Annotated in this window: 18 protein-coding genes; 13 read left to right on the top strand and 5 right to left on the bottom strand. The window is 61.6% G+C overall.

Translation table 11 applies throughout. The features are described 5' to 3' along the window. Positions 1–70: 70 nt before the first annotated feature. Positions 71–1,144: a UDP-N-acetylmuramate dehydrogenase gene (locus tag HDF16_RS22875; RefSeq protein ID WP_184222012.1), complete on the bottom strand. Its 1,074-nt coding sequence runs from the start codon at positions 1,142–1,144 to the stop codon at positions 71–73. 148 nt (positions 1,145–1,292) lie between these two features. Here HDF16_RS22875 and HDF16_RS22870 point away from each other — a divergent pair, with 148 nt between their 5' ends. The 3 genes from HDF16_RS22870 (at position 1,293) to HDF16_RS22860 (ending at position 4,934) form a co-directional block, all read left to right on the top strand. Then, positions 1,293–1,718: a BrxA/BrxB family bacilliredoxin gene (locus HDF16_RS22870; protein WP_184222010.1), complete on the top strand. Its 426-nt coding sequence runs from the start codon at positions 1,293–1,295 to the stop codon at positions 1,716–1,718. A 115-nt stretch (positions 1,719–1,833) separates the two neighbouring features. Then, on the top strand, positions 1,834–2,994 hold the full coding sequence (locus tag HDF16_RS22865; protein WP_184222008.1) for a sigma-54-dependent transcriptional regulator: 1,161 nt from the start codon (positions 1,834–1,836) through the stop codon (positions 2,992–2,994). A gap of 167 nt (positions 2,995–3,161) precedes the next feature. Next, complete coding sequence (locus HDF16_RS22860; RefSeq protein ID WP_348641397.1) at positions 3,162–4,934, top strand: DUF885 domain-containing protein; 1,773 nt, start codon at positions 3,162–3,164, stop codon at positions 4,932–4,934. 94 nt (positions 4,935–5,028) lie between these two features. Here the strand turns inward: HDF16_RS22860 and HDF16_RS22855 are convergent, their stop codons facing one another. Next, the gene (locus HDF16_RS22855; RefSeq protein WP_184222006.1) at positions 5,029–5,643 is read right to left on the bottom strand and encodes a deaminase; all 615 of its coding nucleotides are present in this window, start codon (positions 5,641–5,643) and stop codon (positions 5,029–5,031) included. Between the two features lie 209 nt (positions 5,644–5,852). On the opposite strand from HDF16_RS22855, the gene HDF16_RS22850 reads away from it, so the two are divergent. The 3 genes from HDF16_RS22850 to HDF16_RS22840 all read left to right on the top strand — a co-directional run bounded on the left by HDF16_RS22850 (position 5,853) and on the right by HDF16_RS22840 (position 8,643). Then, the gene (locus HDF16_RS22850) at positions 5,853–6,584 is read left to right on the top strand and encodes an SDR family NAD(P)-dependent oxidoreductase (protein WP_184222004.1); all 732 of its coding nucleotides are present in this window, start codon (positions 5,853–5,855) and stop codon (positions 6,582–6,584) included. A 106-nt stretch (positions 6,585–6,690) separates the two neighbouring features. Beyond that, the gene (gene proC, locus HDF16_RS22845) at positions 6,691–7,554 is read left to right on the top strand and encodes a pyrroline-5-carboxylate reductase (RefSeq protein ID WP_184222002.1); all 864 of its coding nucleotides are present in this window, start codon (positions 6,691–6,693) and stop codon (positions 7,552–7,554) included. A 150-nt stretch (positions 7,555–7,704) separates the two neighbouring features. Beyond that, entirely contained in the window at positions 7,705–8,643 is a 939-nt protein-coding gene (locus tag HDF16_RS22840) for a COX15/CtaA family protein (protein ID WP_184222000.1), read from the top strand. A 141-nt stretch (positions 8,644–8,784) separates the two neighbouring features. On the opposite strand, the gene HDF16_RS22835 is transcribed toward HDF16_RS22840, so the two are convergent. Together HDF16_RS22835 and HDF16_RS22830 are read right to left on the bottom strand one after the other, a co-directional pair. Then, a complete protein-coding gene (locus tag HDF16_RS22835) occupies positions 8,785–11,121 on the bottom strand; it encodes a TIM-barrel domain-containing protein (RefSeq protein WP_184221998.1) in 2,337 nt (778 codons plus the stop codon). 128 nt (positions 11,122–11,249) lie between these two features. Then, entirely contained in the window at positions 11,250–12,380 is a 1,131-nt protein-coding gene (locus HDF16_RS22830; RefSeq protein ID WP_184221996.1) for a LacI family DNA-binding transcriptional regulator, read from the bottom strand. Positions 12,381–12,745: 365 nt separating this feature from the next. Between HDF16_RS22830 and HDF16_RS22825 the strand changes: the two genes are divergently transcribed. After that, complete coding sequence (locus tag HDF16_RS22825) at positions 12,746–14,569, top strand: glycoside hydrolase family 2 protein (protein WP_184221994.1); 1,824 nt, start codon at positions 12,746–12,748, stop codon at positions 14,567–14,569. 185 nt (positions 14,570–14,754) lie between these two features. Here the strand turns inward: HDF16_RS22825 and rpiA are convergent, their stop codons facing one another. Beyond that, complete coding sequence (gene rpiA, locus HDF16_RS22820; RefSeq protein WP_184221992.1) at positions 14,755–15,447, bottom strand: ribose-5-phosphate isomerase RpiA; 693 nt, start codon at positions 15,445–15,447, stop codon at positions 14,755–14,757. A 387-nt stretch (positions 15,448–15,834) separates the two neighbouring features. On the opposite strand from rpiA, the gene HDF16_RS22815 reads away from it, so the two are divergent. The 6 genes from HDF16_RS22815 (at position 15,835) to HDF16_RS22790 (ending at position 25,552) form a co-directional block, all read left to right on the top strand. Next, positions 15,835–17,241 (top strand): acetyl ornithine aminotransferase family protein, encoded by a 1,407-nt coding sequence (locus HDF16_RS22815; protein ID WP_184221990.1) that lies wholly within the window; start codon positions 15,835–15,837, stop codon positions 17,239–17,241. 236 nt (positions 17,242–17,477) lie between these two features. Continuing rightward, positions 17,478–18,497, top strand: a complete 1,020-nt coding sequence (locus HDF16_RS22810) for a DUF1338 domain-containing protein (protein ID WP_184221988.1) — start codon at positions 17,478–17,480, stop codon at positions 18,495–18,497. An 89-nt stretch (positions 18,498–18,586) separates the two neighbouring features. Beyond that, positions 18,587–21,535 (top strand): FAD-binding and (Fe-S)-binding domain-containing protein, encoded by a 2,949-nt coding sequence (locus HDF16_RS22805; RefSeq protein ID WP_184222056.1) that lies wholly within the window; start codon positions 18,587–18,589, stop codon positions 21,533–21,535. Between the two features lie 84 nt (positions 21,536–21,619). Beyond that, the gene (locus HDF16_RS22800; RefSeq protein ID WP_184221986.1) at positions 21,620–22,645 is read left to right on the top strand and encodes a carboxypeptidase-like regulatory domain-containing protein; all 1,026 of its coding nucleotides are present in this window, start codon (positions 21,620–21,622) and stop codon (positions 22,643–22,645) included. A gap of 222 nt (positions 22,646–22,867) precedes the next feature. After that, the gene (locus HDF16_RS22795; RefSeq protein ID WP_184221984.1) at positions 22,868–23,311 is read left to right on the top strand and encodes a response regulator; all 444 of its coding nucleotides are present in this window, start codon (positions 22,868–22,870) and stop codon (positions 23,309–23,311) included. Positions 23,312–23,314: 3 nt separating this feature from the next. Then, entirely contained in the window at positions 23,315–25,552 is a 2,238-nt protein-coding gene (locus tag HDF16_RS22790) for a PAS domain-containing protein (protein WP_184221982.1), read from the top strand. The last annotated feature ends 78 nt before the right edge of the window (positions 25,553–25,630 follow it).

The following is a 25,630-nucleotide window of genomic DNA, read 5'->3' as shown; positions in this document are numbered from 1 at the left end:
AGCCTTCCATAGGCAGGTGCCCTTGATCGCCACATGGGAAACCGAGCCATGCCGGTTTATGGGTAAAGGGTCACACCATCACCGGCTCCTGCTCCAGCCGCACCCCAAACCTCTCCTTCACCCTCCGCACAATCTCATCCCTGAGCGCCACAATCTCCCCCGCAGTCGCATCGCCGCGATTCACCACCGCCAGCGAATGCCTCGACGAAATCCCCGCCCGACCCATCACAAATCCCTTGTGAAACCCAGCCTGCTCCACCAGCCAGGCCGCCGCCAGCTTTACCTTCCCTCCACCAGCATCCCAATGCGGAACCGTCAAAACCGAGTGCCCCACCCATGGCTCGCTTCTGGCCCTGGGTGGGTTCCCAACCGCCCCAGCAATCGCTTCATACACCGCCAAATCCACCACCGGATTCTTAAAAAACGACCCGGCACTCCGGCAATCGTCTTCCCCGGGAACCAGCAGCATCCCCTTCCCATGCCGAATCTCCCGCACCACTCCGTAAACCTCGATCGGCGTCGGAGACTGCCCCTCAAACCGCCGCTTCAACTCCGCATACTTCAACTCCACGCGACGTCCGAGCGGAAACCGGAACGTCACCGCCGTCACCACATACCGCCCCCGCTCCGTCGAATTGAATACGCTCCGCCGATATCCAAACCCACACTCCACCGCGCTCAGCGAAACAAACTCCATCGTCGCCAGATCCAGCACCCTCACCGACACGATCGTCTCCGCGACCTCCTGCCCATAAGCTCCCACGTTCTGAACCGGCGTCCCGCCCACCAGCCCGGGAATCCCCGCCAGGCACTCCACCCCGCTCAGCCCGCGCTCGCAGACCGCCAGCACAAACGCATCCCAGTCCACTCCCGCCGCCGTCCGCACCTCGACCGCGCCGTCCTTCTCCTCAAACTCAAGAGCGCCATCAATCTCCATCCGCAACACCAGGCCGTCGAATCCGCCATCTCCTACCAGCAGGTTGCTCCCGCCGCCCAACACAAACACGGGAAGCCCTTGCGACCGCGCAAATGCCAAAGCCTCCACCAAATCGCCTTCGCTGTGAACGCGAACCATAGATTTCGCTGGCCCACCTACCCCCAGCGTCGTCAGCGGCCCCAGCAAAACATTCTCTTCAGTCGTCACCGCTTGAGACTACAACAGCCCTGCGCGCATCAGATCTCTGCTGGCGCCAGCGTTTGCCAGTTGGCGCGCCGCTGCCCCAGCCCTTACAATCAAAGTTGTCGCCAGTAATGCCGGCTTTAGCAGGTCAACGAAGAGCCAAGGAGAAAACATGTACCCAGAGATGATGCTGATCCCGATGCGCGAGGAACTCACCCGCGCCGGTCTCAAGGAAGCCCGCACCGCCGCCGAAGTGGATGCCGCCCTCGCCGAATCCGGAACCACGATGCTCGTCGTCAACTCCATCTGTGGTTGCGCTGCCGGCAAGATGCGTCCCGGCGTCCGCCTCGCGCTGCAGAACGGCACCCAGCCCGACCACAAGGTCACGGTCTTCGCCGGCCAGGACCGCGAAGCCACCGAGAAGGCCCGCGGCTACTTCGGCGGACACCCACCCACCTCGCCCGCCATTGCGATTCTCCGCGACGGCCAGCTCGTCTACCTCATGCAGCGCTCGGCCATCGAAAGCTCCACCGCTCCGGCCATCGCGCAGGAACTGGCCCGCGCCTTCGACACCTACTGCGTCAAGACGACCGCATAGCCGAAGCTGATTCAACGCAACTCGAACGGCCAGCGCCCATTGCGGTGCTGGCCGTTACCATTTGTAGCCAACCCGCTCATCTCGGCGGAGTTATCTGCCGATTACATCTCTGCAGATGAGCGAACAAGAACACTCCGTCAGGGCCTCCCGCGCATTCGCCCGTGCACCGGCCGCCGCCCTCCGCCCCTATCTTGAAGACCTCGGCCTCTGCGCGCTCGAGGACTACATCTGCCTCACCGGCGACAGCTTCGCCATGCGCTCTCTCCGCGCCCAGCTCCGCCGAGTCTCCCCACACTTCCGCGTCGCCCTGGTCACCGGAGAGACTGGCACCTGTAAGGAGACCGTTGCGCTAGCCCTGCACCGGGTCTCCGCCGACTCCGACGGCACCTTCTCCACCCATACCGCCTCATCCCTTCTCGAACTCCTCCCCGGCGTCTCCGCCCAGGTCCGCGCCACCCTCCGCGCCTTCGGCGGGCCGCCGCGCTTTCGCATCGTCGCATCGAATGGAGCGCCCCCCACGCTCCAGCCGATCCCTTTCCTTCCACCACCCACTACCACTCAACTTCCTCCCCGCACGGAACCCGAACTTCTCCCCACCTTCACCGGCCCCGGCCGGACGCTCTTCATTCGCGGCGTGGATGAGCTCTCCGCCCCACAGCAGGTCCAGCTACGCCAGACCCTGCAGCGCCTCTCCAGCGCCCGCATCGGGCCCGAACGCCCTCGCATGATCTTCTCCGCCGGTCGCGATCTTCGCTCCCTCGCCGGCGCAGGTCACTTCGACCGCAAGCTCTACCGCCTCATCTCCGCCGTCGAGATCCTCATCCCGCCGCTCCGCTCCCGCCTCGAGGATCTCCCCCTCATTACCTCCGCGATCCTGGGCCGATGCACCACCGAGGGCTGTCACCCCACCGCCGCATTCGATGGCCGCGCCCTCGCCCAGCTCCAGGCCCACGACTGGCCCGGTAACGTCCGCGAACTGGAGCGCGTCGTCGAACTCGCCCGCCCCCACAGCGCCGATGGTGATCCAGACTGTCCGGACGGAGTCATCGACGCCGCCCACCTCCCGCCCCTGGGCGAGTTCGACCGCGAAGAGCACTCCACCCAGATCGAAGTCCGCGTGGAACGCCTCGACGATGTCATCCACAACCACGTCCTTGACGTCCTTCTCCGCTGCAACGGTAACAAAGTCCGCGCCGCAGACCGCCTCGGCATCAGCCGTTCAACCCTCTATCGTATGTTGGAGGCTGGCGCCGCACCCGCAAGGAAAAAAGCGTAGCCTGCGACCAAATCGGAGCGTCGTTTCGTCGCACCACATTTGACCGAGCACAGCTCTGTCCCCCATTCATCGCGCCTCTGTCTTTCACGATGAGTGGGTCTCGCCACGAGCGTCGGTACCAACACCTCGCCAAGATAGACTGAAGACTCATCAACTCCGAGGTTTGCGTGAAGAGTTTGCTCCGTTCCACCGTCGTAGCTGTAGTGCTTGTCGTCACCCCGTTCTTTGCCGCCGCACAGGCGACCCCATCCGCAGCCCAGCGCAGCAAGGACCTCGCCGCTCTCTTCCACGACATCTGGGAAGACAACCTCAAGCACTCCCCCGAGTACGCCTCCTTCCTCGGCGACAAGCGCTACAACGACCAGCTCTCCGACTACTCCGCCAAAGAGGTCAACGCAGGGCTTGAGCGCGGCTTGGGCTTCGTCACCCGCCTCTCTATGATCGACACTACCGGACTCTCCGAGCAGGAACAACTCTCCGCTGACCTGATGCTTCGCTCCCTCACCGAAGACCAGGAGGCGGCCCGCTTCAAGGAGTGGGAGATGCCGGTCAACCAGTTCAACGGATTTCACACCGGCCTCGCCCAGATGCCCGAAGACCTCCAGTTCGAAACTGTCAAGGACTACGACGACTACATCGAACGCCTCAAGAAGGTTCCCACCGCCTTCTCCCAGATCATGACCAACATCCAGCTCGGCATCGACGAGAAGCGCGTCCCGCCGCGCTACATCCTCGAAAAAGTTCTGGCCCAAACGCAGGATCTTGCCGGCAAGCCAGCCAAAGATAGCGCCTTCGCTTTGCCACTCAAGAAGTTCCCCGCATCCATCACCTCCGCGCAGCAGACCCGCATCTCCGCCGACCTCATCGCGGTCATCAACGCCAGCGTTCTTCCCTCGTACCAGCGCTTCGCGAAGTTCCTCACGGCCACGTACATCCCCGCCGGCCGCACCGACCCCGGGGCATGGGCACTCCCCGACGGCGATGCTTACTACGCCTTCCGCATCCGTCAAAGCACCACCCTCGACAAGTCCGCGGCCGAGATCCACCAGATCGGCCTCGACGAAGTAAAGCGCGACGAAGCTGAGATGCTGGTCATCGTCAAGAAGCTCGGCTTCTCCGATATCAAGAGCTTCAGCGCAGCCCTCAAGACCAACGCCAAGGAACATCCGCAGTCGAAAGAAGCACTGCTGGAAACCTACCGCGGCTACATCAACCAGATGAAGCCCAAGCTCCCTGAGCTCTTCGGCCGCCTGCCTAAGGCGCAGCTTGAAGTCATTGCCATGCCCGACTTCATCTCCAAGGACCAGGCCGCCGCCTTCTATGACCAGGGCACCCCCGACGGCAAACGTCCCGGCCGCGTCGACGTGAACCTCTACAACTTCGCCGACCGCTCCCTCGCCCCCGTCGAAGCAGTCAGCTACCACGAGGGCATCCCCGGCCACCACCTCCAGATCACCATCGGACAGGAACTCGGCGACCTACCTGACTTCCGCAAGCAGTCCTACTACACCGCTTACACCGAAGGCTGGGCGCTCTACAGCGAGCGCCTCGGCAAAGAGATCGGCTTCTACCAGGACCCCTACTCGGACTACGGTCGCCTCGAAGCCGATATCTGGCGGGCAATTCGATTGGTGGTGGACACCGGCGTCCACTCCCAACACTGGAGCCGCCAGCAGATGGTCGACTTCTTCCACGACCACTCCGCGATTGACGAAACCAACATCCAGGCCGAGACCGACCGTTACATCGCCTGGCCAGGCCAGGCTCTTGGCTACAAGATGGGCCAGCTAAAGATCCTCGAGCTCCGCAAGCGCGCGCAGGACGCCCTTGGCCCGAAGTTCAACCTCAAATCGTTCCACGACGAAGTCCTCGACTCCGGCGCGCTGCCGATGGACGTCCTCGATAAACGCATCAACACCTGGATCGCCAAGCAGAAATAAACGAAGAGTCTTGTCATCCTTCGCGCAGCGGAGAAATCCGATACCGCTTACATCACTCGTCCCGTTCGAGCTTTGCAACCAGCTAAGAGTCCCATCATTTCCACGCCTTCATCACGGCCCGCATCTTCGCGTTCGTAAACAACTCCAAGGCCCGGTCCCTCTCCACCGGCCCCGTCACCGAGCACTTCAAATCCGTCCGCCGCGCCACCTCTACCGACGGAATCATGATCTGGTGCCCAAACCGCGCCGCATCCTCAATCGTCGCCCCATACACCACGCGGTCAAGCCCCGCCCACAGGCAACACGACATGCACATTGGGCAGGGCTCGCACGTCGTATACAGCGTGTAACCCTTCAGTAACCGCGCCTGCAACTTTGCGCACGCCTTCCGGATCGTCACGATCTCGCCGTGTCCGCTCGGGTCATGGTCTTCGCTCACTCGATTCACCGCACGCATCAGCGATACACCCGTCGTGCTGTCGAAGATCTCCGCCCCATAAGGTATGGGATGCGGCGTATCCATCGTCAGCATGGTAAACGCGATCAGCGACCGCATCCTCTCCGCATCGACCGCCGTCGCCGTATCCACCGTGACCACGCCGCCCTCGGCGGCTGATGCCCCGACCGCTCCCAGCAGCGGAACACCCAGCACCGAAACGCCACCGCGTAGAAATCGCCGCCGCGATCCTTGCCCATTCAAACTCAGCACAGATCTCACCTCTAAGTGATCGCCCTCTTGCTCGGCTCGGCATCGTGGCAATATATCAGACACGACTTTTCTCACCACGCAAGCAAGGCGCTGCATAGTTCATAAATTCAGAACTAATGAATCCACAGAATCGCTGCCACCATCCATTCAACTGAACCGCATGCCGCACAACGCAGTTCGAACGCAGCCATCAAATCAGGAGAATCGCAATGGGAAAACTTGACGGAAAAGTAGCGGTCATCACCGCAGCCACATCGGGCATGGCCCTCGCCACCGCAAAGCTCTTCGTTGAAGAAGGTGCCTACGTGTTCATCACTGGCCGCCGCCAGGAAAAGCTTGACGAAGCCGTAAAGCTGATCGGTCGCAACGTCACCGCCGTCCAGGGCGACGCCTCCAATCTCGACGACCTCGACCGCCTCTACGAAGTTGTGAAGAAAGAAAAGGGAAGGATCGACGTCCTCTTCGCCAGCGCCGGCCAAGGCGAGTTCGCTGCAATTGGCCAGGTCACCGAGAAGCACTTCGACGACACCTTCAACCTCAACGTTCGCGGCACCCTGTTCACCGTGCAGAAGGCCCTCCCTCTTTTCACCGACGGCGGCTCGATCTTCCTCAACGGTTCCATCGCCAGCATCAAGGGCTTCCCCGCCTTCGGTGTCTACGCCGCCAGCAAGGCCGCCGTTCGCTCCTTCGCCCGCACCTGGTTGGTAGACCTCAAGGAGCGCAAAATCCGCGTCAACATCCTCAGCCCCGGCCCCATCGACACTCCCATCCTCGACCCACTCGGCCCCGAAGCCAAGGAAGGCTTCAAGAGCATGATCCCGCGCGGCGAGATGGGACGTCCTGAAGAGATCGCCACCGTTGCCCTGTTCCTCGCCTCCAGCGACTCCAGCTTCGTCAACGGTGTCGAGCTCTACGTCGACGGCGGCGTAGCCCAGATCTAAACCACTAAGTCCCACAACTCTGTGCCCCACTCATCGCGGTCTCATCGCGATGAGTGGGTTTCGCCTCAAATCTTCAAGTCCCCGCTCACTCTGATAGCCTTTCCAGATGAGCACGCACGAAGAATCCTTCATCACCCCAGCCGCCATCCCCCCGTCCCTTCCCGGCATCCGCGTAGCCGTCCTCGGAGCAGGCAAGATGGGCGGCATCCTGCTCCAGGCCTTCCTCAAGAACAACCTCCTCGCGCCCGAGCAGATCGTCGCCACGGTCCAGCACCCGGAGCGCGCCCTCGCCTTATCCGCGCAGTTCGGCGTAGAAGTGATGACCGACAACCTCGAAGCTGCGCAACGCGCCGACGTCATCCTCATCGGCGTCAAGCCCATCCAGGTCCCCGCGCTTATCGAGAGCATCAAGCCCGCTCTGACGAAGGAAAAACTCCTTCTCTCCTTCGCCGCCTCCGTCACCACGAAGTCCATCGAGGCGGCGGCAGGCATCGACATTGCCGCAATCCGAGCGATGCCCAACACGCCGGCCATGCTCGCCGCGGGCATCACAGCGCTTTGTTCTGGTCGCTTTGTTTCCGATCAGCAGATGGCGATCGCCCAGCGCATCTTCCAGACGGTAGGCCGCACCGTCGTTGTCGACGAAAAGCACATGGACGCAGTCACAGGCCTCTCCGGCTCCGGCCCAGCGTTCCTCTACATCATCATCGAGGCCCTCGCCGAAGCCGGTGTCAACGTCGGCCTTCCCCGCGACGTAGCCACCCTCCTCGCCGCCCAGACCACCTACGGCTCCGCCCGCATGGTCCTAGAAACCGGGTACCACCCCGCGCTCCTGAAGGACGCCGTCACCACCCCCGCAGGCTGCACCGTAGACGGGATCCTCGAACTAGAAGAAGGTGGCCTCCGCGTCACCCTCATCAAGGCCGTCAAACGAGCCACCCAGCGCGCCAAAGAACTAGCCGCCGGCTAACATCCCTCGGCTCGTCATTCTGAGCGCAACGAAGAATCCCCGCATTCTCTTTACCCGAGCAACGATGATCGGGTGCCCCATTCATCGCAGCATTACCGCGATGAGTGGGACGTACGACGCCCACCCAGCCCTCAGTCGTAGAATGTCGGTATGGCAACAGCCACCGTCCTCGCCCCCGCAAAGAATACCCGAGCCACCGCCCGCTTCGCCTGGGTCACTCTCGGCTTCTTCCTCTTCGTTGTCCTCTGGGGAGCGGTCGTGCGCGCCACTGGCTCTGGCGGAGGCTGCGGCAGCAACTGGCCTCTCTGCAACGGAGACTTCGTCCCGCACCACCCCCGCCTCGCCACCATCATCGAGTTCACGCACCGGTCTACATCAGGCATCTGCACGGCTCTACTGGTAATCCTCGGCGTCTTCACCTTCCGGGTCACGCCGCCCGGCCACCGCGCCCGCAAGGCTGTCCTCTGGGCTGCCTTCCTTCTCGTCACCGAAGCGTTGCTGGGCGCGATGCTGGTCCTGCGCCATTGGGTCGAAGGCAACATCTCCACCGGCCGCGACATCGCCCAGTGCATCCACCTCACCAACACGATGCTCTTCATGGCCGCACTCGCGCTGACGGCGTTCTACCTCACTCCAGACACCCACCCCATCGCGGGACCACGTTCGGGCCGGCCCGCCGCGATTATCTCCATCGTCGCAACGCTCTTCATAGCCGCCACCGGTTCGCTAGCCGCACTCGCAGACACACTCTTCCCCTCACCCAGCCTGACCGCTGCCCTCGCCGCTGACATGTCCTCCGCCTCACCCATCCTTGTCCGCATGCGCTGGATGCACCCTGCCGCAGCGCTCATCGGCACAGCCTGCGTCCTCCTCATGCTCCGCACCACAGGTCTTCGCACACCATTAGCTCGCATCGTCGTCGCCCTGTTAGGCGCACAGTTCGTCCTAGGCATAGCGGACGTGCTTCTCCTCGCCCCCATATGGATGCAAGTCCTTCACCTGCTCGGCGCAGACCTTTACTGGATCGCCCTCATCCTGCTCGCCGCGAAGATCGTCTGGCCGACTCGCCAGATTCCGCTAGCCACCTAAAAGGCCAGCATCCTCAATGCGTGAGGGTGCTGGCCTTTTTGCGTTTGCTTCTAGGTAGCCAAGGCTTCAGCCTTGGCGATAAGACCCGCCAAAAACGCGGGCTTTAGCCCCTGAAGTATGCCTTCCTGTCCGAGCCACCATCTACTTCCCCACCACCTCCACCGTTGCCCCGCTCCCACTCAGCTTCCCCGCCGCATCATCCCACTTAAGCTTGGTCACTTCGAACTTGCCGCTCTCATACGCATACGTCTTGCCATCATCGTTGTAGAGCTCGAAGCTCCCATCCGCTCCCGGATACACCTTGACCTTTGCGATCTTCTGCACCTCGTTGGTGCTCTCTACATAGGAGCCCATCGGCAAAATCGAACCCGCCTTTACAAACAGAGGCAGCGTATCAATCGGCGCGTTCACACTGATCGTCTGTCCACCATGCACCTTCTCATTCGTCCAGAAGTTGTACCAGTCCGTCCCCGCCGGCAGATAGACCTCGCGCGTCGTCACACCCTGCTCGGTCACCGGAGCCACCAGCAGCGCCGGGCCAAACATATACTCATCGCCGATGTTCGCGACCTTCGGATCATCGCCAAAGTCCATGAACAGACCACGCATAAAGGGCGCCCCCGTCACATGCGTCCCGTAGCCCAGCGAGTAGATATAAGGCATCAACTCATACCGCAGCTTCAGGTACTTCTCCAGAATCGGCTGCGCCTGCTTGCCATACGACCACACCTCGTTGAACTTCCGGCCACCATGCGTGCGGAAGTTCGGCTGAAACGCCCCATACTCAAACCACCGCGTATACAGCTCCGGATAGTCATCGTTATGCCCGACATTGTCCCGCGCATCCGAAGGATCGATCAGCGGCGTCCGCTCCGGCGTATGCTGCATCGGAATGTCCTGCCATCCGCCAATGTCCGTGCTCCAGTAAGGCGAACCCGAGGCGACAAAGTTGATCCCCGTAGGCACCTGCCGCTTCAACACGTCCCAGGTCGGGCTAATGTCCGAAGACCAGAAGATCGCCCCGTTATGCTGCGCTCCGAGATACGAGTCGCGAGCCAGGATCAGCGCCCGCTCCTTCATGTCCTTGCGCATTCCGTTATAGAACGCCCCTGTATGAAATAGCGGATACACATTGAAAAACTGCGTCCCCGGCCCAACATGGAAGTAGCTGTTCCCAGGGCTCAGGTCCGGCTCGGTCTCATCCGCCCAGAACGAATCGAAGCCCTTCTTCACATAGTTCTCATTGACTACATTCCAGTACCACTTCGCCGCATCCGGGTTCGTCGTATCGATGTCTGATCCCGCAAGGTCATATGGCAGCCCATTCGTCGGCGTGCCATCCGCAAGCTTTTCAAACCAGTCGTTCTTCTTGATCGTGTCGTAGAACCGGCTCTCCGGAACGAACCGCGGCCACACGCTGATCATCACGTGGAAGTTCATCGCGTGCAGTTCCTTGTTCATCTCGGTGGGGTCCGGCCACATCGCTGGGTCCATGTCCATCTGCCCCATCTTCGTGTAGGTGAACCAGTCGATCACCAGGTCATCGATCGGCAGATGCCGTTCACGATATCCCTTTGCAACGGCGAGAATCTCCGCCTGGCTCCGGTACCTCTGCTTGCACTGGATATAGCCATACGCCGACTTCGGCAGCATCGGCGTATCGCCCGTCAGCAGCCGGTAGCCCTCGTAGATCTCGTCGTACGTCTTGCCAGCGATCACGAAGAACGACACCCGCTGTCCCACATCTGAGACGAAGTTCGTCGAGTTGTTCAACGCAAACGCGACCGTCGTCTTCGATGGGTTGTCCCACAGAATCCCATATCCCTTATTTGTAACTACAAAAGGAACACATACGCTCTGCCCTCCGGGAGCGTTGTAGTCATGCTCGCAATGCACTACATGCCCACGCCGATCGAGATACCCCTCTTGATTCTGCCCCAGCCCGTAGTAGTGCTCGTCTTTCTGCGCAGAGAAGTTCGCACCTACCGTGAAGAACGGCTTGTCCGTCGGACGTCGGTCGTACTCCACCCCATACGTTCCGTCCTTATGGTTCGGCGTGGCCATCTGCCATCCGCCCATATCGACAAGCGTCTTGCCCTCAGGCGTCTTGAACGTGATGCCGACATAAGGCGCGGATCCTGAGAAGAACTTTGAAGTCTCCGGCATCGGCCCACCCGGGTGCGGCGGCGGAGTCACCGTGACCACCATCCGCGACGACCTCAGCACATCGCGGTCTCCATCCTTGCTCGCCGACCAACCCTCCTGTATCGCCTTCGCTACGATCCCGTATCCCGGCTCAGCCAGAGCCTCATCCTTCATCAAACTCAGCGTGACGCGTACAACATTCGGCGCATACGGCTCCACCATCACCGTCGACTTGCCGCGCTCCAGCGTCAAAGTCTGCGCCGACGCCTGAATCCCGATGACCATTCCCGCCGCAACTGCGACCACACCAAGCCGTCTAGCCGACCGATTCATTCCCTGCTCCCATCGGAGGCTTCGTCGACACAACCAACCGAAGCCAACCTAAAACGATTTTTATCGAGATATATACGTCCCAAGCTAATCTAACGCGCCCGCCACGCACCTGTACAGAAGCGCACGCATTACCGCTTCGCCCGAGCCACCTTCAGCGCCGGCTTGGTCTCATGCGCATCACCTCGCGCTTTCGCAACAACCACCCTGGCCGCTCCCGAAGACTCCCTCACCATCAGCTCCGGCTCGAACGTCATCTCCTCCGGATACGCCTCGTGCGGCTTCGCAATCCGTTTCACCAGCAGTTGCGCCGCAGCCTCGCCCATCTTATGCAGTGGCTGACGAATCGTCGTCAAACTCGGGGTCTGATACATCGCGCTAGCAATATCGTCGAAGCCCACCACCGACACATCCCCCGGCACCGACAGCCCCACATCCGCCAGCGCCCGCACCGCGCCAATCGCCGCAATATCGTTGAAGCTGAAGATCGCCGTAAAATCCCGCGTCTTCTTCAGCAGGTCGCGAATCACCGGATACCCCAGTTCCGGCGATGAAGAGTTCGCCTCCAGATACACGCAAAGCTCCGGATGCACCGCCACGCCCATCGTCTTCGCGACCTTCAAAATGCTCTCCCATCGCGTCTCGGAGTCGGGGATATGCTTCTGCCCCTTCATGAACACGATTCGCTTGTGCCCCTGGTCGCGCAGATGCTTCAACGCCAGCGCCGCCGACCGGTCATGGTCCAGCACGATGTTGCTCACGCCCTTCATCTTCTTGTGCCCGGAGATCGACACCACCGGCTGGTTCACCGTCTCGTTCAGAGTCGTATTCACCAGGATGAACCCATCCACCGCCCGCTTGATCAGCAGCCGCGGATACTCATCGATCAGGTCCGCCCGCCCCTGATGGCACAGCACCATGTAGATGTAACCCGCCTCCATCAGCGTCCGCTCCACGCCGTTCATGACCATGGTGAAGTAGCCTTCACTCAGCTCCGGCACGATCACGCCGATCGTCAACGTCTGCCGCATTCTCAACGATCGTGCAATCGTATTCGGCCTGTAGTCCAGCTTCTTTGCCGCAGCAAGCACCCGCTCCCGCGTAGCCGGCGCAATCGACTTCGCCCCCGGAGCATCGTTCAACACAATCGACACCGTCGCCGGCGACAGATCCAGATACTCCGCCATCACCTTCAGGTTGACTGGCCGGTTCTCTGTAGGCTTCTCTGTTTTTTCTTTGGGCTTCTCTGGTTTCAAAGTCATGGCCGATCCTATCCCGCCAGCTTCTTAACAGTCCATCTCAATCCCGCTCACCGGACAGAAGCGTCATCTCGACTCGCATTTCCACTCGCCCCCGCGGAACCGTCATCTCGACCGGAGCGAAGCGCAGTGGAGAGAACCCCGCATTGGCCTTTGCACTTTTGGGTTGTCATCCTTCGCGATGCGGAGGATCTGCATTTGTTCCTGCCGTTGTCCGTTATTGCCGTCATTCTGAGCGAAGCGAAGGACCACGACGAACCCCCACTAACCCAAACCGTTTGAACCTTTATGTCACTAACCCAAGAACGAGCACCACAAAAAGCGTGGTCAGACCAATTTGGCGTACTATTTCCACGACGACTTTATCCATGAAAATCCTAAGCCTAGCCCTCGCCGCCCTCATCTCCGCCTCTGCCGCCGCCCAGTCCACCCCGACCGTCCTCGTAGACGCCGACCACCGCCCCTCCCAATCCCTCAACGGTCCCTGGCACTACATCCTCGACCCCTACTCCGCCGGCCTCTCCGACTTCCAGGGTGCCATCAACAAACACGGCTTCTTCGAGAACCGCGAGCCTGAAGCCAACTCCAACAACGCCGCCAACAACGGCTTGATCGAGTACAGCTTCTCCCGCTCGCCCACCGTTAAGGTACCGGGTGATTGGAACACCCAGAACATCGCCCTCCTGAATTACGAAGGCCTCTTCTGGTATCAGCGCGACTTCGACTTCACCCCGAAGCCAGGCAGCCGCACTTTCATCCACATCGGAGCCGCCAACTACCGCGCTCGCGTCTTCATCAACGGCCAGCACATCTGCGACCACGAAGGCGGCTTCACCCCCTTCGACTGCGACGCCACCGCCGCCCTCAAGCCGGGCAAGAACTTCGCCGTCATCGCCGTCGACGACACCCGCCTCGCCGATGGCATTCCCACCCTCAAGACCGACTGGTACAACTACGGCGGCCTCACCCGCGACGTCTCCCTCGTCTCCGTCCCGACCGCCTTCATCGACGACTACGACCTTCACCTAAGCCGTACCGACCACAAGACCATCGAAGGCTACGTCCACGTTGCCGACGCGCCCGCCAACACCGCCGTCCACCTCACCATCCCCGAAGCCCACGTAGACATCAACGCCACCACCGACGCATCCGGTCGCGCCGCCATCTCCATCGCCCCAGCCAGCCTCAATCTCTGGGCACCCGGCAACCCCAAACTCTACAAAGTCGAACTCTCCTCCGGCTCAGACAAGCTCACCGATGACATCGGCTTCCGCACCATCGAAGTCTCCGGCACGCACATCCTGCTCAACGGCAAGCCCATCGCCCTCAACGGCATCAACGTCCACGCCGAAGCTCCCATGCGCGGCGGCCGCGTCAACACTGACGCCGACGTCAAGACCCTCTTCGACTGGCTCCAGCAGCTCAACTGCAACTTCGTCCGCCTCGCCCACTACCCCCACGACGAGCGCATGACCCGCGAAGCCGACCGCCGAGGCATCATGGTCTGGAGCGAAGTCCCCGTCTACTGGGCCGTCCACTTCGACGACCCCGCCCTGCTCGTCAAAGCCAAGCAGCAACTCGGCGAAAACGTCCGCCGCGACCGCAACAAGGCCTCCGTCATCCTCTGGTCCATCGCCAACGAGACCCCCAACACCCCCGCCCGCACCGCTTTCCTCACCAAGCTGGCCGACCACGCCCATGAGATCGACCCCACCCGCCTCGTCACCGCCGCTCTCCTAGTCCGCGGCGAAGGCGACACCAAGATCGTCGACGACCCGCTCGGCAAATCCCTCGACGTCCTCGGCACCAACGAGTACGCCGGCTGGTACGAGATGTCCCCGGAAAAGATCCTGAACGTAAAGTGGGACATCCGCTACGACAAGCCCGTCATCATGAGCGAGTTCGGCGGCGGCGCCAAAGCCGGTCTCCACGGCCCCGAAACCCAGCGCTGGACCGAAGAGTTTCAGGCCGCCATCTATCGCAACCAGATCACCATGCTCAGCAAAATCCCCCAGCTCCGCGGAACCACCCCCTGGCTCCTGATGGACTTCCGCTCCCCCGTCCGCCTGTTGCCAGGAGTGCAGGACGGCTTCAACCGCAAAGGCCTCATCTCCGACACTGGCCAGAAGAAACAAGCCTTCACCATCCTGCAAAAGGCCTACAAAGAAAACGCCCTCGCCAAACCCGAGTAGCCCTTTTCGTTCTTGCCGTTGTTCGTTCTTGCCGTCATCCTGAGCGAAGCGAAGGACCCGCCACACCGCTCACATCACCCAATTCGTCCGAAGCTTTCCGCCACCAAAGCCCCAAACTCGTGCCCCATTCATCGCGCCGTTGTTTCACGCGATGAGTGGGACCGCCACGCAAGCCCACCCACGCTTTACCCCTGCATCTCCGTCACGCCATCATCTCCAGCCACAAGCGCCATAGCTGCCATCCCCAGAAACAACCCATGCTCCACTACGCCCACAATCCCACGAACCTCCGCCGCCGTCTCCTCCGGGTTCTCGATCACCCCCACCGAACAATCCAGAATGTAATTGTTCTCATCCGTCAGATAAACCGACCCATCCTTCGCCTTCCTCTGCTTCGGATTCAGCCCCAACTCCGTCAGCTTGCCTTCCACCAGCGGCAGCGCCATCTTGATCACCTCGATTGGCAGCGGAAACTTCCCCAGCTTCGCCACCACCTTCGACGAATCTACGACGACGATGAACTTCTTTGCCGAGCTGGCAACGATCTTCTCCCGCAGCAGCGCTCCGCCGCCGCCCTTGATCAACGCGAGGCTCCCGTCCGCATCGCGAGCCACTTCATCCGCGCCATCGATATAAACATCCAGCTCCGGCAATTCCGCAAGCGACACCACCTCTAGCCCGAGCGACTCTCCCAGCGCCTTACTCGCATCCGACGATGCCACGCATCGAATCTTGATCCCCGAAGCCTTCACCTTCGCGCCGAGCTCTTCAATAAACATCCGCGAAGTCGACCCGGTCCCGAGTCCGACGGCCATGCCGTCCTCGACAAACTCCACCGCCCGCTTCGCCACCAGCCGCTTCGCTTCGTCCTGTGTCATCTCGTTCCCTCCTCAAACCACCAGTAAACAGTAAACCAGCCAGGGCCGGGTGCCCTACCTTCGCGACGGTCGTATCGTCGCTAAGATGGGACATTCGCGCCACACGCTACCGCTTTCCTCCCGAACCGACACAATCCCACCGAAGATGCACCACACGCATACCCAACCTTCACCTTCCCGCGCTATACTTGCCCGCAAGGGGGCACGGACAATGCGCATCGCAAAGATTCTCGCAGCCACCATCCCCTCCCACTCCCGCCCCAACCTCTTCGGCGACTAACTCCCCAAACAATCCAGCCTCAGCTTCCCTGCCCTGCACTCGAACAGGCAGCAGAACAGCAGCGATCTCCCAACCACGCCCGAACTCCGTTCCGGCAGGAGCATCCCATGAGCGCCACCCTCCACATCCCCGAAGCCACCACCCCGAACGCACAGCTCCACGAAGACTTCGGCCCGCGCCTTAACACTCCTCTCCCGGGCCCCAACGCCGCCGCCATCATCGCCCGCGACGAAGCTCTCATGTCGCCCAGCTATACCCGCGACTACCCACTCGTCGTCCAATCTGGCCGCGGCTGTCGCCTCACCGACGTAGACACGAACGAGTTCCTCGACTTCACCGCCGGCATCGCCGTCAACTCCACCGGGCATTGTCACCCGGAGGTTGTGGCAGCGATTCAAGCGCAAGCCGCGAAGTTCCTGCACATGTCGGGCACCGACTTCTACTACGACCTGATGCCCCGGGTCGCCGAGCGTCTCTCCGCGCTTGCCCCCATGGCTGGCCCGCACAAGTTCTACTACGGCAACTCCGGCGCCGAAGCCGTCGAGTGCGCCCTCAAGCTCGCCCGCTACCACACTGGCCGCCAGCACATCATCAGCTTTCTCGGCAGCTTCCACGGACGCACCATGGGCGCGCTCTCGCTCACCGCCTCAAAGCCGCAGCAGAAACGCCGCTTCGGTCCCTTCGTTCCCGGCGTCACACACGTTCGCTACCCCTACGTCTATCGCGGCTGCAGCGGCGGTCCGCAGGCAGCGGAAGCCTTCGGTCTCGGCTGCGCCCGCTACATCGAAGACAAGCTCTTCAAGACCCACCTCCCGCCCGAAGAGGTCGCCGCCATCATCGTCGAACCGATTCAAGGTGAGGGAGGTTATGTAGTCCCGCCGAACATTTTTCTCGAAGAGATCCGTCGCATCTGCGACCGCCACGGCATCCTCATGATCGCCGACGAGGTCCAGTCCGGCGCTGGCCGCACCGGCAAGTGGACGGCGATCGAGCACACCGGCGTCCAGCCCGACATCGTCACCATGGCCAAGGGCATCGCCAGCGGCATGCCGCTCAGCGTCTGCATGGCCAAGGCGCACATCATGGACTGGGTCCCTGGCTCGCACGCCAGCACCTTCGGCGGCAACCCGGTCGCCCTCGCCGCCTGCCTCGCCACCATCGACATCATTGAACGCGAAGCCATGGCCAACGCCGCCGCCGTAGGCACCGCCGCCATCGAACGCCTGCAAACCTGGGTCTCCGAAAAAGGCATCGGCAAGCACCCTATCGTCGGCGACGTCCGCGGCCGAGGCCTCATGATCGGCGTCGAGATCGTCAAAGACACCATCACCCGCACCCCCGCTCCGGACCTCCGCAACCGCATCGTCGACCTCGCCTTCGAGCGCGGCCTCCTGCTCCTCGGCTGCGGCGAGACCAGCATCCGCCTCTGCCCTCCACTGGTCGTCACACCCGAAGAGATGGAAGTAGCCCTCGACATACTAGAAGAGTGCGTCATCATCGCCGCGCACAACTAACCTCTTGGCCCCGCCGTTTATCGTCGGCTGGCCCATTTGTTTGTCATCCCCGAAGGGGAGCTGCGCTTGTCGTTGTGCTGATAGTGCCAAGAACTCGTCATCCTGAGCGGAGACACTCACAGTTTCATCGCGAGTGCCGTAGTCGAACGACCTGCATCTCCGCCCACGCCACCGAAACCGCTCGAACCTTTCCACCCCGAACGCGCGTCTCACAAGAGACAAAGTAAGGAGCACAAATGTCCACCCTGAAGATCATCCTCGAACCGGTAATCGGCCTCACCCGCACCGACCGTCTTCTCCGCATCCTCCAAATCCCCCAAGCCCTCCTCGAAGAAAACGAGCCCAAAGCCTCAAGAGGCGTCATCGCCCAGGCCCTCAACATGCTTCTCTTCGAAGACCTCCTCGAGCGCGTCCCCGCCGCCAAGACCTACGCCTCAGACTGCCGTCTCGCAGGCCGCAAAATCATGCACGACCACGGCGCCGTCCGCACCGTTCTTCTCGCCAACATGGGCACCCTCCCCGCCGGCGAAGAGGCCATCACCCGCATCCTCCGCCCGCTCGGCTACGCCCTCAACGGCGTCTATCCCCTCGAGCGCCTCAAGATGACCGGCCGATCCCACGCCCAGGTCGAGTTCCCAGAAGCCATCGCCCAGTTCTTCGTCTCGGAGCTCCACCCCGACCGCTTCTCCCCTACCTTCCAGCAAGCCGTCGCCCACGTCACCGGGACTTCCGTCGACCCGCTCGCCCCTGAAGCGGTCAAGCTCCTCGCCGAACTCGACAAAGAACACGCGCTGCCCCGCGAAGCCGCCGCCCGCCTGCTACCGCTGCTCACCCGCTGCTTCACCCGCCAGCACGCCACCCCCACGCTCGCCGACTACGACACCCTCCTCGCCGAATCCGCCGAGATGGCCTGGATCTCGACTGAAGGCAATGCGTTCAACCACGCCACCGACCGCGTCCCCGACGTCGACGCCCTCGCCGCCGAACAGAAGGCCCTCGGCCAGCCCATGAAGCCCACCGTCGAGACCTCCCAATCCGGTCGCGTCCGCCAGACCGCCTTCCTCGCCGCCCGCGTCAAACGCTGGTTCCGCACCGCAAGTGGCGACCCGATCGAAAAAGAAGTACCCGGTTCGTTCTACGAGTTCATCACCCGTCTCCCGCTGCCCGAAGAGCAGGACGGAAAGCAGCACCTGGACCTAAGCTTCGACAGCTCCAACGCTCAAGCCATCTTCAAGATGACCGCCGGCGCAAAGTAGCGGTTGTCTTGATGACTAGACAGGCCGAGTACCCGTCATTGCTGGATCGCCGCAATGACGGGCGCTCGTCGCTACACTGAGAGCACATGATGTCCGCATCCGCCTTCACCATCCTCCCCAGCTCTCACGCCCGCGCCCACGACACCTTCCCCGGCGTCGACACCCTTGCCTCAGAGCTAGCCTCTGTCATCCGTGGCGAAGTCCGCTTCGACGCCGCCTCCCGCGCCCTCTACGCCACCGACGCGTCCAACTACCGCCACATCCCCATCGGCCTCGTCATCCCCCGCGACGAACAGGACGTGATGGCCACCGTCGACCTCTGCCGCAAACACAACGCCCCCATCCTCACCCGGGGAGCTGGCACCTCGCTCGCCGGCCAAGCCTGCAACGCGGCCGTCATCCTAGACTTCTCGAAGTACATGAACGCCATCGGCGAAGTGGATCTCGCGAGCAACACACTGCGAGTGCAACCCGGAGCCATCCTCGACCGCGTCCGCGAAAAAGCCGAGCTGCACAACCTCACCTTCGCCCCCGATCCCGCCACCCATAGCCGCTGCACCCTCGGCGGCATGATCGGCAACAACTCCTGCGGCGTCCACGCGCTGATGGGCGGCAAGACCGTCGACAACATCGTCGCCCTCGATCTCCTTCTCTACGACGGCACTCGCGTCACCGTAGGCGCAACCACCGAAGCCGAACTCGCCACCATCCTCGCGGCAGGCGGACGTAAAGCCGAGATCTACGCAGAACTCAAACGCATCCGCGACACCTACGCCGACCACGTCCTCACGAAGTTCCCGCGCATCCCGCGCCGCGTCTCCGGCTTCAACCTTGACGAGCTCCTACCCGGCGGCGATTTCAACGTAGCCCGCGCCCTCGTTGGCAGCGAAGGCACCTGCGCCATCATCCTCTCGGCAACCTTGCAGCTAGTCCGAAGCCCGCAATTTAGGACCTTGGTAGGGGTTGGATTTCAAGACATCTTCATCGCCGCCGACTTCGTCCCTCAACTCCTCACACATCCATTGATCGGCCTCGAAGGCGTCGACAGCCTGCTCCTCGAAGCCCTTCGCCGCAAACAAAAATCTCTCTCATCGCTCGAACTACTCCCATCCGGCGAAGGTTTCCTCCTCTGCGAGTTCGGTGCCGACACGCAAACCGCTTCTGACGCTCTCGCGGATGCCTTCTCGCAATTTGTAACCACGCTCGCTACAAATGTAAATCCGCGCATCTACACCAGCTCCGAGGCCAAACGCGTATGGCACATCCGCGAGTCCGCCCTTGGCGCAACCGCCTTCGTCCCCGGCAAAGGCACGGGCTGGGAGGGCTGGGAAGATGCCGCCGTCGATCCAGTCCAGCTAGGCTCTTATCTCCGCGCCATCTACGCCTTGATGAACGAGTTCGGCTATCAAAGCCCTATGTACGGCCACTTCGGCCAGGGCTGCGTCCATATGCGCCACAACTTCGATCTCGAAACCGCCCCCGGAATCCTCAAGTTCCGCGACTTCATGGACCGCGCCACGGACATCGCCCTGGCTCACGGCGGTTCGATATCGGGTGAACACGGAGACGGTCAGGCCCGCGGCGCTCTGCTCCCCAAGATGTTCGGCCCTGAACTCATGCATGCCTTCCGCGACTTCAAGCGCGCCTGGGATCCCGACAACAAGCTCAACCCCAACAAGCTCATCGACGCCCACCAGCCCCACGAAGACCTCCGCCTCGGTGCCGACTATGCCCCGTGGAAGCCCGCAACCCACTTCGCCTTCGCCGAAGACAACGGCAGCCTCGCCTCCGCCGCCTTGCGCTGCGTAGGCGTAGGAGCCTGCCGCAAGACCGACGCCGGCACCATGTGTCCCAGCTTCATGGCCACCGGCGAGGAACTCCACTCCACCCGAGGCCGCGCCCATCTTCTATGGGAGTTGATGCAAGGCGAAGTTCTCCCCAACCAGTGGCGCAACGAACAAGTCAAAGAGTCCCTCGATCTCTGCCTCGCCTGCAAAGCCTGCAAGTCCGAGTGCCCCGTCTCCGTCGACATGGCCACTTACAAGGCCGAGTTCCTTGCACACCACTACGAAGGCCGCCCACGCCCGCTCGCGCATTACGCCTTCGGCCGCATCGACGTGTGGGCCCGCATCGCCAGTTACTTCCCTACCCTCGTCAATACGATCAACGCCACCCCTGGCATCTCTCACCTAGCAAAATCTCTACTGCACATCCACCCCAACCGGACACTGCCTAAGTTCGCTAGAGCCTTCACCCGTAGCAAAGAAGCCCTGAATCCTGGTCATCCTTCGCCGAAGGTGGACGATCTGCATCTCCGTCCCACCGCAAAATCCGTCTTCCTCTGGGCCGACACCTTCAACAACTACTTCCACCCAAGCACGATGCAAGCCGCTCATGGCGTTCTGCAAGAAGCAGGTTTCGAAGTTCAACTCCCCACGAAGCATCTTTGCTGCGGTCGCCCACTTTACGACTTCGGCCTCCTCGAGACCGCGAAGGAATATCTACTCAGGGTTCTCGACGCCCTCGCCCCGCAGCTTGCAGCCGGAACTCCCATCGTCGTCCTCGAGCCCAGCTGTGCTTCTGTCTTCCGCGACGAACTTTGCAACCTCCTCCCCAACGATCCCCGCGCCAAAAAACTCCGCGAGCAAACGTTGTTACTCAGTGAGTTCCTGATCAAACACGCGCCGCACTACACACCACCGCAACTCAATGGCAACATCATTGTCCACGGCCACTGCCACCATCGCGCCACCATGTCGATGGACGACGAGATGACTCTCCTACGAGCAACTGGCGCAAACGTCACACTTCTCGACTCCGGCTGCTGCGGCATGGCGGGGCCTTTCGGCTTCGAAAAAGATAAGTATGAAGTTTCGCAAACACTCGGCAATCGCGTGCTCTTGCCTGCCGTTCGAAATGCCAGTACCAACACGCTCATCGTCAGCGACGGATTCAGTTGTAGCGAACAGATCACGCAGAACACCAGCGCGCGTCCGCTTCATTTAGCGGAGCTCCTTACAAAAAAAGCGATGCCATAACACAAGATCTGAATGTTAAAACTCGCCACTTTCTGAACCTTTCACCCCCTCGCGAGCGTCTCTTTCATAGGAATCCATTCACCTATGCGTTGCAGGCCTTTCGTACTTGTTTTTCTTCTTTCTCTTTTTGCTGTAGGCAATAGTCCAGCTCAGGCTGTTGTGGGTTCTCAGGCGTTGCTCGTCTCCGCGCCAGAGCCGCAACCATCCACCGTCTCCGGCCAGGTGTCGGATGTGGACGGCGGCTTGATCCCTGGCGCCACCATCGTCGCGTCCGGCCCACGCTCGCAGCAGAAGCAGACCGCCACGTCCGACTCTTCCGGCGCATTTCTTCTCAAAAATCTTCGCCCTGCCGTGCCTTATCGCATTACCGTCAGCGCAAAGGGATTCGCGCCAGCTACTTCGGCCGAGATCACGCTAACACCAGGCCAGCAACTCGAACTACCTGGCTTCAAACTCATCGTCGCTGCAGTCGAGACCAGCATCACTGCCGAGTCGCAGGAAGAGATCGCCACCGAGCAGGTCCACTCCGAAGAGAAGCAGCGCATCCTTGGTGTCATCCCGAACTTCTATGTCGTCTACGACAAGCAGTTCGTTCCACTCACGCCGAAGCTCAAGTTTCAGCTCGCTTTCCGTGCTTCGACAGACGTTGTGACGATCGCGGGCACTGCATTCCTCGCGGGCATCAACCAAGCCGCGGACACGCCCTCATACCAGCAGGGATGGAAGGGTTACGGCCAACGCTTCGGCGCCATCTATGCCGGCGGAGTCTCCGGCATCCTCATCGGCGGAGCGGCTCTTCCCTCCATCCTGCATCAGGACCCACGGTACTTCTACCAGGGCACCGGTACGAAGAAGTCCCGCTTCTACCACGCCCTCGAGGCGCCCTTCATCGCGAAGGGGGACAACGGCGAATGGCAGCCCAACTACTCCAGCGTCGGCGGTGATCTTGCATCGGGGGCGCTCTCTGTCACCTATCTTCCTCAGTCAGATCGCAATGCCAGCACCGTCCTGACAGGCATCGTCACCACGACTGCTGGACGCATCGTCAATGCCATGGCCCAGGAGTTCCTCCTGAGCCGCCTCACCTCGAAGACAACGAAAGCCCCATAGTGACTCCTTTATCTCGACTTCGCATTTGCCTCTAGCTCGACGCGATGCGCAGTGAAGATTCGCGACTGCGCATTGGTTCTCGGCGCGTTCCATAACACCTCCGCATAATCCTGCCCTCAATAGTGGGATGTACCAACCTCGTACATCTCTCTAGCTTTGGGATTGGACAGGCAGCCGCGCACGCAATCGAGCCGCCAGCCCACCCCAGCGCGGAGGTTTGCAATGCTGCCACAAAAGAAGATCCTCGTCGTCGATGACGACCCGGAGATGCGCCTCGCGCTTTCCGTAAGGCTTCGTGCCAACAACTACGATGTATGCGTTGCCGTCGACGGCGTCTCCGCCATTGCAGAAGCGCGCAAACACATGCCGAACCTCATACTCCTCGACCTCGGCCTCCCGGCCGGCGATGGGTTTACTGTGCTTGAACGCCTACACTCCATGGAGGCTGTCGCACATATCCCCGTCATTGTTGTATCCGGGCGAAATCGCCTCGCCAACCAGGAACGAGTCCTCCTGGCCCAGGCAAAGGCCTTTCTCCAGAAGCCAGTAAAGAACTCGCAGCTCCTCGCAGCCATTGAGAAGGTTCTCGGCCCGAACACGGTACCCAACTCCGAGCGCGCCGCTACCATCTATGACCTCGGCCAGCGCGAAACGACGACCGTCTAGCTCATGCCGACCAGCCCGTCTGCCTCCTTCAAACCCTGGCACGCTCTAGCCTCCGCCGCAACCGGCGCGGCCGCCACCTGCCTTCTCTTTGGATTCATTGGCGCTCCTCACACCAACGGACTCAATCTTCTCTGCGCCGTCATCTCCGTCCCAGCCGCAGCAGTCCTTCTCTTCAAGCTCACGCGCACGCCACGCAGTGTGAGCCACGCCTGGGTTGAACTCACACAACCCCATCCTTCGGGCAAGGCAGAAGCACTCCTCGATAAGACCGGCCGCATCGCCGGCGTCGGCGGATGGGAGGTAGACCTCATCACCGGAGAAGTGATCTGGTCGCTTCACACGTTCGAACTCCACGGTGCTCCCCTGGACTTCGTCCCGACACTCGAGACCGGCCTCAGCTTCTACGACGAACCTTCGCGCCCCATCATCGCTGCCGCCGTCGAGACCGCATGCCGCACCGGCCGGGGCTGGGACCTCGAACTGTCCATCATCCGCTTTGACAAACGCCGCGTCTGGGTTCGCACTGTAGGTGGCGTGGAGATGAAGGAGGGCAAGGCCGTTGGCCTCGTCGGAACCTTTCAAGACGTCACCGCCCGCGTCGCCGAGCGCGTCGCTCTCAGCGAAGCCAACGAACGTCTTACTCTTGCCACCGACAGCGGAAGAATCGGCATCTTTGAATGGGACCTTGTGAACAACGTTTTGCGCTGCGACCGCTGGATGCACCGTCTTCACGGCATCGAGCGAACCGACAATCGTGCAGATGCCTCGGCAAACATTCAGTACGATCCCCTCGACTGGCGTCAGCACCTCCACTCCGAAGATCACGAGCGCGTCATCAGCGCCATGCAGGACGCCATCGCCGGCAACACCGACTACGACACCGAGTTCCGCATCTTGTGGCCCGACGGCAGCATCCGCAATATCCGTGCCGCTGGGCAGGTGACCCGCGACGCACATGGAAAACCTCTTCGCATGATCGGCGCAAACTGGGACGTCACTGAGGCCCGTCGCCTCACTGCTGAACTCGCCCAGCAGAACGAACTCCTCCGCGTCACCCTCCACTCCATCGGCGACGGCGTCATCACCACCGACGCCCAGGGCAACGTCGTCTGGCTCAACTCCGTCGCGGAACGCATGACCGGCTGGACCAGCGAAGAGGCACTCGCCCGCCCCATCGCCTCCATCTTCAACATCGTCAACTACGTCACCCGCCGCCCTGTCGAAAACCCCATCATGACCTGCATCGCCACCGGCGTGGCAGGCAAACTCGCACCCGACACCATCCTTCTCTCGCGCGACGGCGCACGCTTCGGCATCGACGATTCCGCCGCGCCGATCCGCGGCGAACAAGGCGAACTCCTCGGCGCGGTCCTCGTCTTTCACGACGTGACCGAGCAGCGCCGCCTCTTCTACGAGACCACCCGCATGGCCAAGGTCGAACTCAAGCTCAAGGACGACTTCCTCTCCCGTGTCTCCCACGAGCTCCGCTCGCCTCTGACCTCCATCTACTCCTTTACCTCGATCATTGCCGATGACCTCGCCGGCAACACCACCTCGCAGCAGCAGGAGTACCTCCAGATCGTCCTCAAGAACGTCGACCAGCTCCAGTCCATGATCGAGGACCTGCTCACCGTCACCCAGGCCAACGAGGGCAAGCTCAGCATCGACCTCAAGCCGATCCAGCTATCCGAGTGCGTCACCGACGCCCTCCACACCATCCAGGGCCCGGCTTCCAGCAAGCAGATCGCGCTCCGATCAAACTGCGAAAAATCGCTGCCGCTGGCACTCGCCGATCCCACCCGCATCCTTCAGATCCTCATCATCCTGCTCGATAACGCCGTCAAGTTCACGCCCGAGGGCGGCCTTATCGGCGTCAAAGCATCACAAACGGATGGCGGGTTTCTCCTCGTGCAGGTCTCCGACACCGGTCGCGGCATCCCTCCCGAAAAGCGCGCCCGCGTCTTCGAGCACCTCTACCAGGTTCCCGGCCCGGAGCACTCCGAGAACGCCCAGTCCGATACCAGCCGTGCCGGCCGCAATGGCCTAGGCCTTGGCCTACACATCGCCCACGACCTGGTCGTACGCCAGGGCGGCCAGATCTGGATCACCGGCGAATTAGGCAACGGCAGCACCTTCTCGTTCACGTTGCCGATCCATCGCGAAACGCCATCGTTCGAACCTCAAGCGGACCTCGCCCAAACGACAGAACTCCCTGCCCTCACGACCGCCCAAGTCTCCTGATCGCCTTTAGTTGGCGAGGAAAATAAGAAAGCCGTCATTCTGAGCGCAGCAAAGGATCACCAGGGAGTTCATCTCCCC

The organism is Granulicella aggregans (assembly GCF_014203275.1).
Lineage (GTDB): Bacteria > Acidobacteriota > Terriglobia > Terriglobales > Acidobacteriaceae > Edaphobacter.
This window is presented reverse-complemented; position numbering and strand designations above follow the sequence as displayed.

What these genes read in the sequence shown, in the direction of transcription:
- HDF16_RS22870 (WP_184222010.1), top strand. Translation starts at nt 1,293, where the DNA reads ATGTACCCAGAGATGATGCTGATCCCGATGCGCGAGGAACTCACCCGC.
- HDF16_RS22865 (WP_184222008.1), top strand. Translation starts at nt 1,834, where the DNA reads ATGAGCGAACAAGAACACTCCGTCAGGGCCTCCCGCGCATTCGCCCGT.
- HDF16_RS22850 (WP_184222004.1), top strand. Translation starts at nt 5,853, where the DNA reads ATGGGAAAACTTGACGGAAAAGTAGCGGTCATCACCGCAGCCACATCG.
- proC (WP_184222002.1), top strand. Translation starts at nt 6,691, where the DNA reads ATGAGCACGCACGAAGAATCCTTCATCACCCCAGCCGCCATCCCCCCG.
- HDF16_RS22840 (WP_184222000.1), top strand. Translation starts at nt 7,705, where the DNA reads ATGGCAACAGCCACCGTCCTCGCCCCCGCAAAGAATACCCGAGCCACC.
- HDF16_RS22835 (WP_184221998.1), bottom strand. Translation starts at nt 11,121, where the DNA reads ATGAATCGGTCGGCTAGACGGCTTGGTGTGGTCGCAGTTGCGGCGGGA.
- HDF16_RS22830 (WP_184221996.1), bottom strand. Translation starts at nt 12,380, where the DNA reads ATGACTTTGAAACCAGAGAAGCCCAAAGAAAAAACAGAGAAGCCTACA.
- HDF16_RS22825 (WP_184221994.1), top strand. Translation starts at nt 12,746, where the DNA reads ATGAAAATCCTAAGCCTAGCCCTCGCCGCCCTCATCTCCGCCTCTGCC.
- rpiA (WP_184221992.1), bottom strand. Translation starts at nt 15,447, where the DNA reads ATGACACAGGACGAAGCGAAGCGGCTGGTGGCGAAGCGGGCGGTGGAG.
- HDF16_RS22815 (WP_184221990.1), top strand. Translation starts at nt 15,835, where the DNA reads ATGAGCGCCACCCTCCACATCCCCGAAGCCACCACCCCGAACGCACAG.
- HDF16_RS22810 (WP_184221988.1), top strand. Translation starts at nt 17,478, where the DNA reads ATGTCCACCCTGAAGATCATCCTCGAACCGGTAATCGGCCTCACCCGC.
- HDF16_RS22805 (WP_184222056.1), top strand. Translation starts at nt 18,587, where the DNA reads ATGTCCGCATCCGCCTTCACCATCCTCCCCAGCTCTCACGCCCGCGCC.
- HDF16_RS22800 (WP_184221986.1), top strand. Translation starts at nt 21,620, where the DNA reads ATGCGTTGCAGGCCTTTCGTACTTGTTTTTCTTCTTTCTCTTTTTGCT.
- HDF16_RS22795 (WP_184221984.1), top strand. Translation starts at nt 22,868, where the DNA reads ATGCTGCCACAAAAGAAGATCCTCGTCGTCGATGACGACCCGGAGATG.
- HDF16_RS22790 (WP_184221982.1), top strand. Translation starts at nt 23,315, where the DNA reads ATGCCGACCAGCCCGTCTGCCTCCTTCAAACCCTGGCACGCTCTAGCC.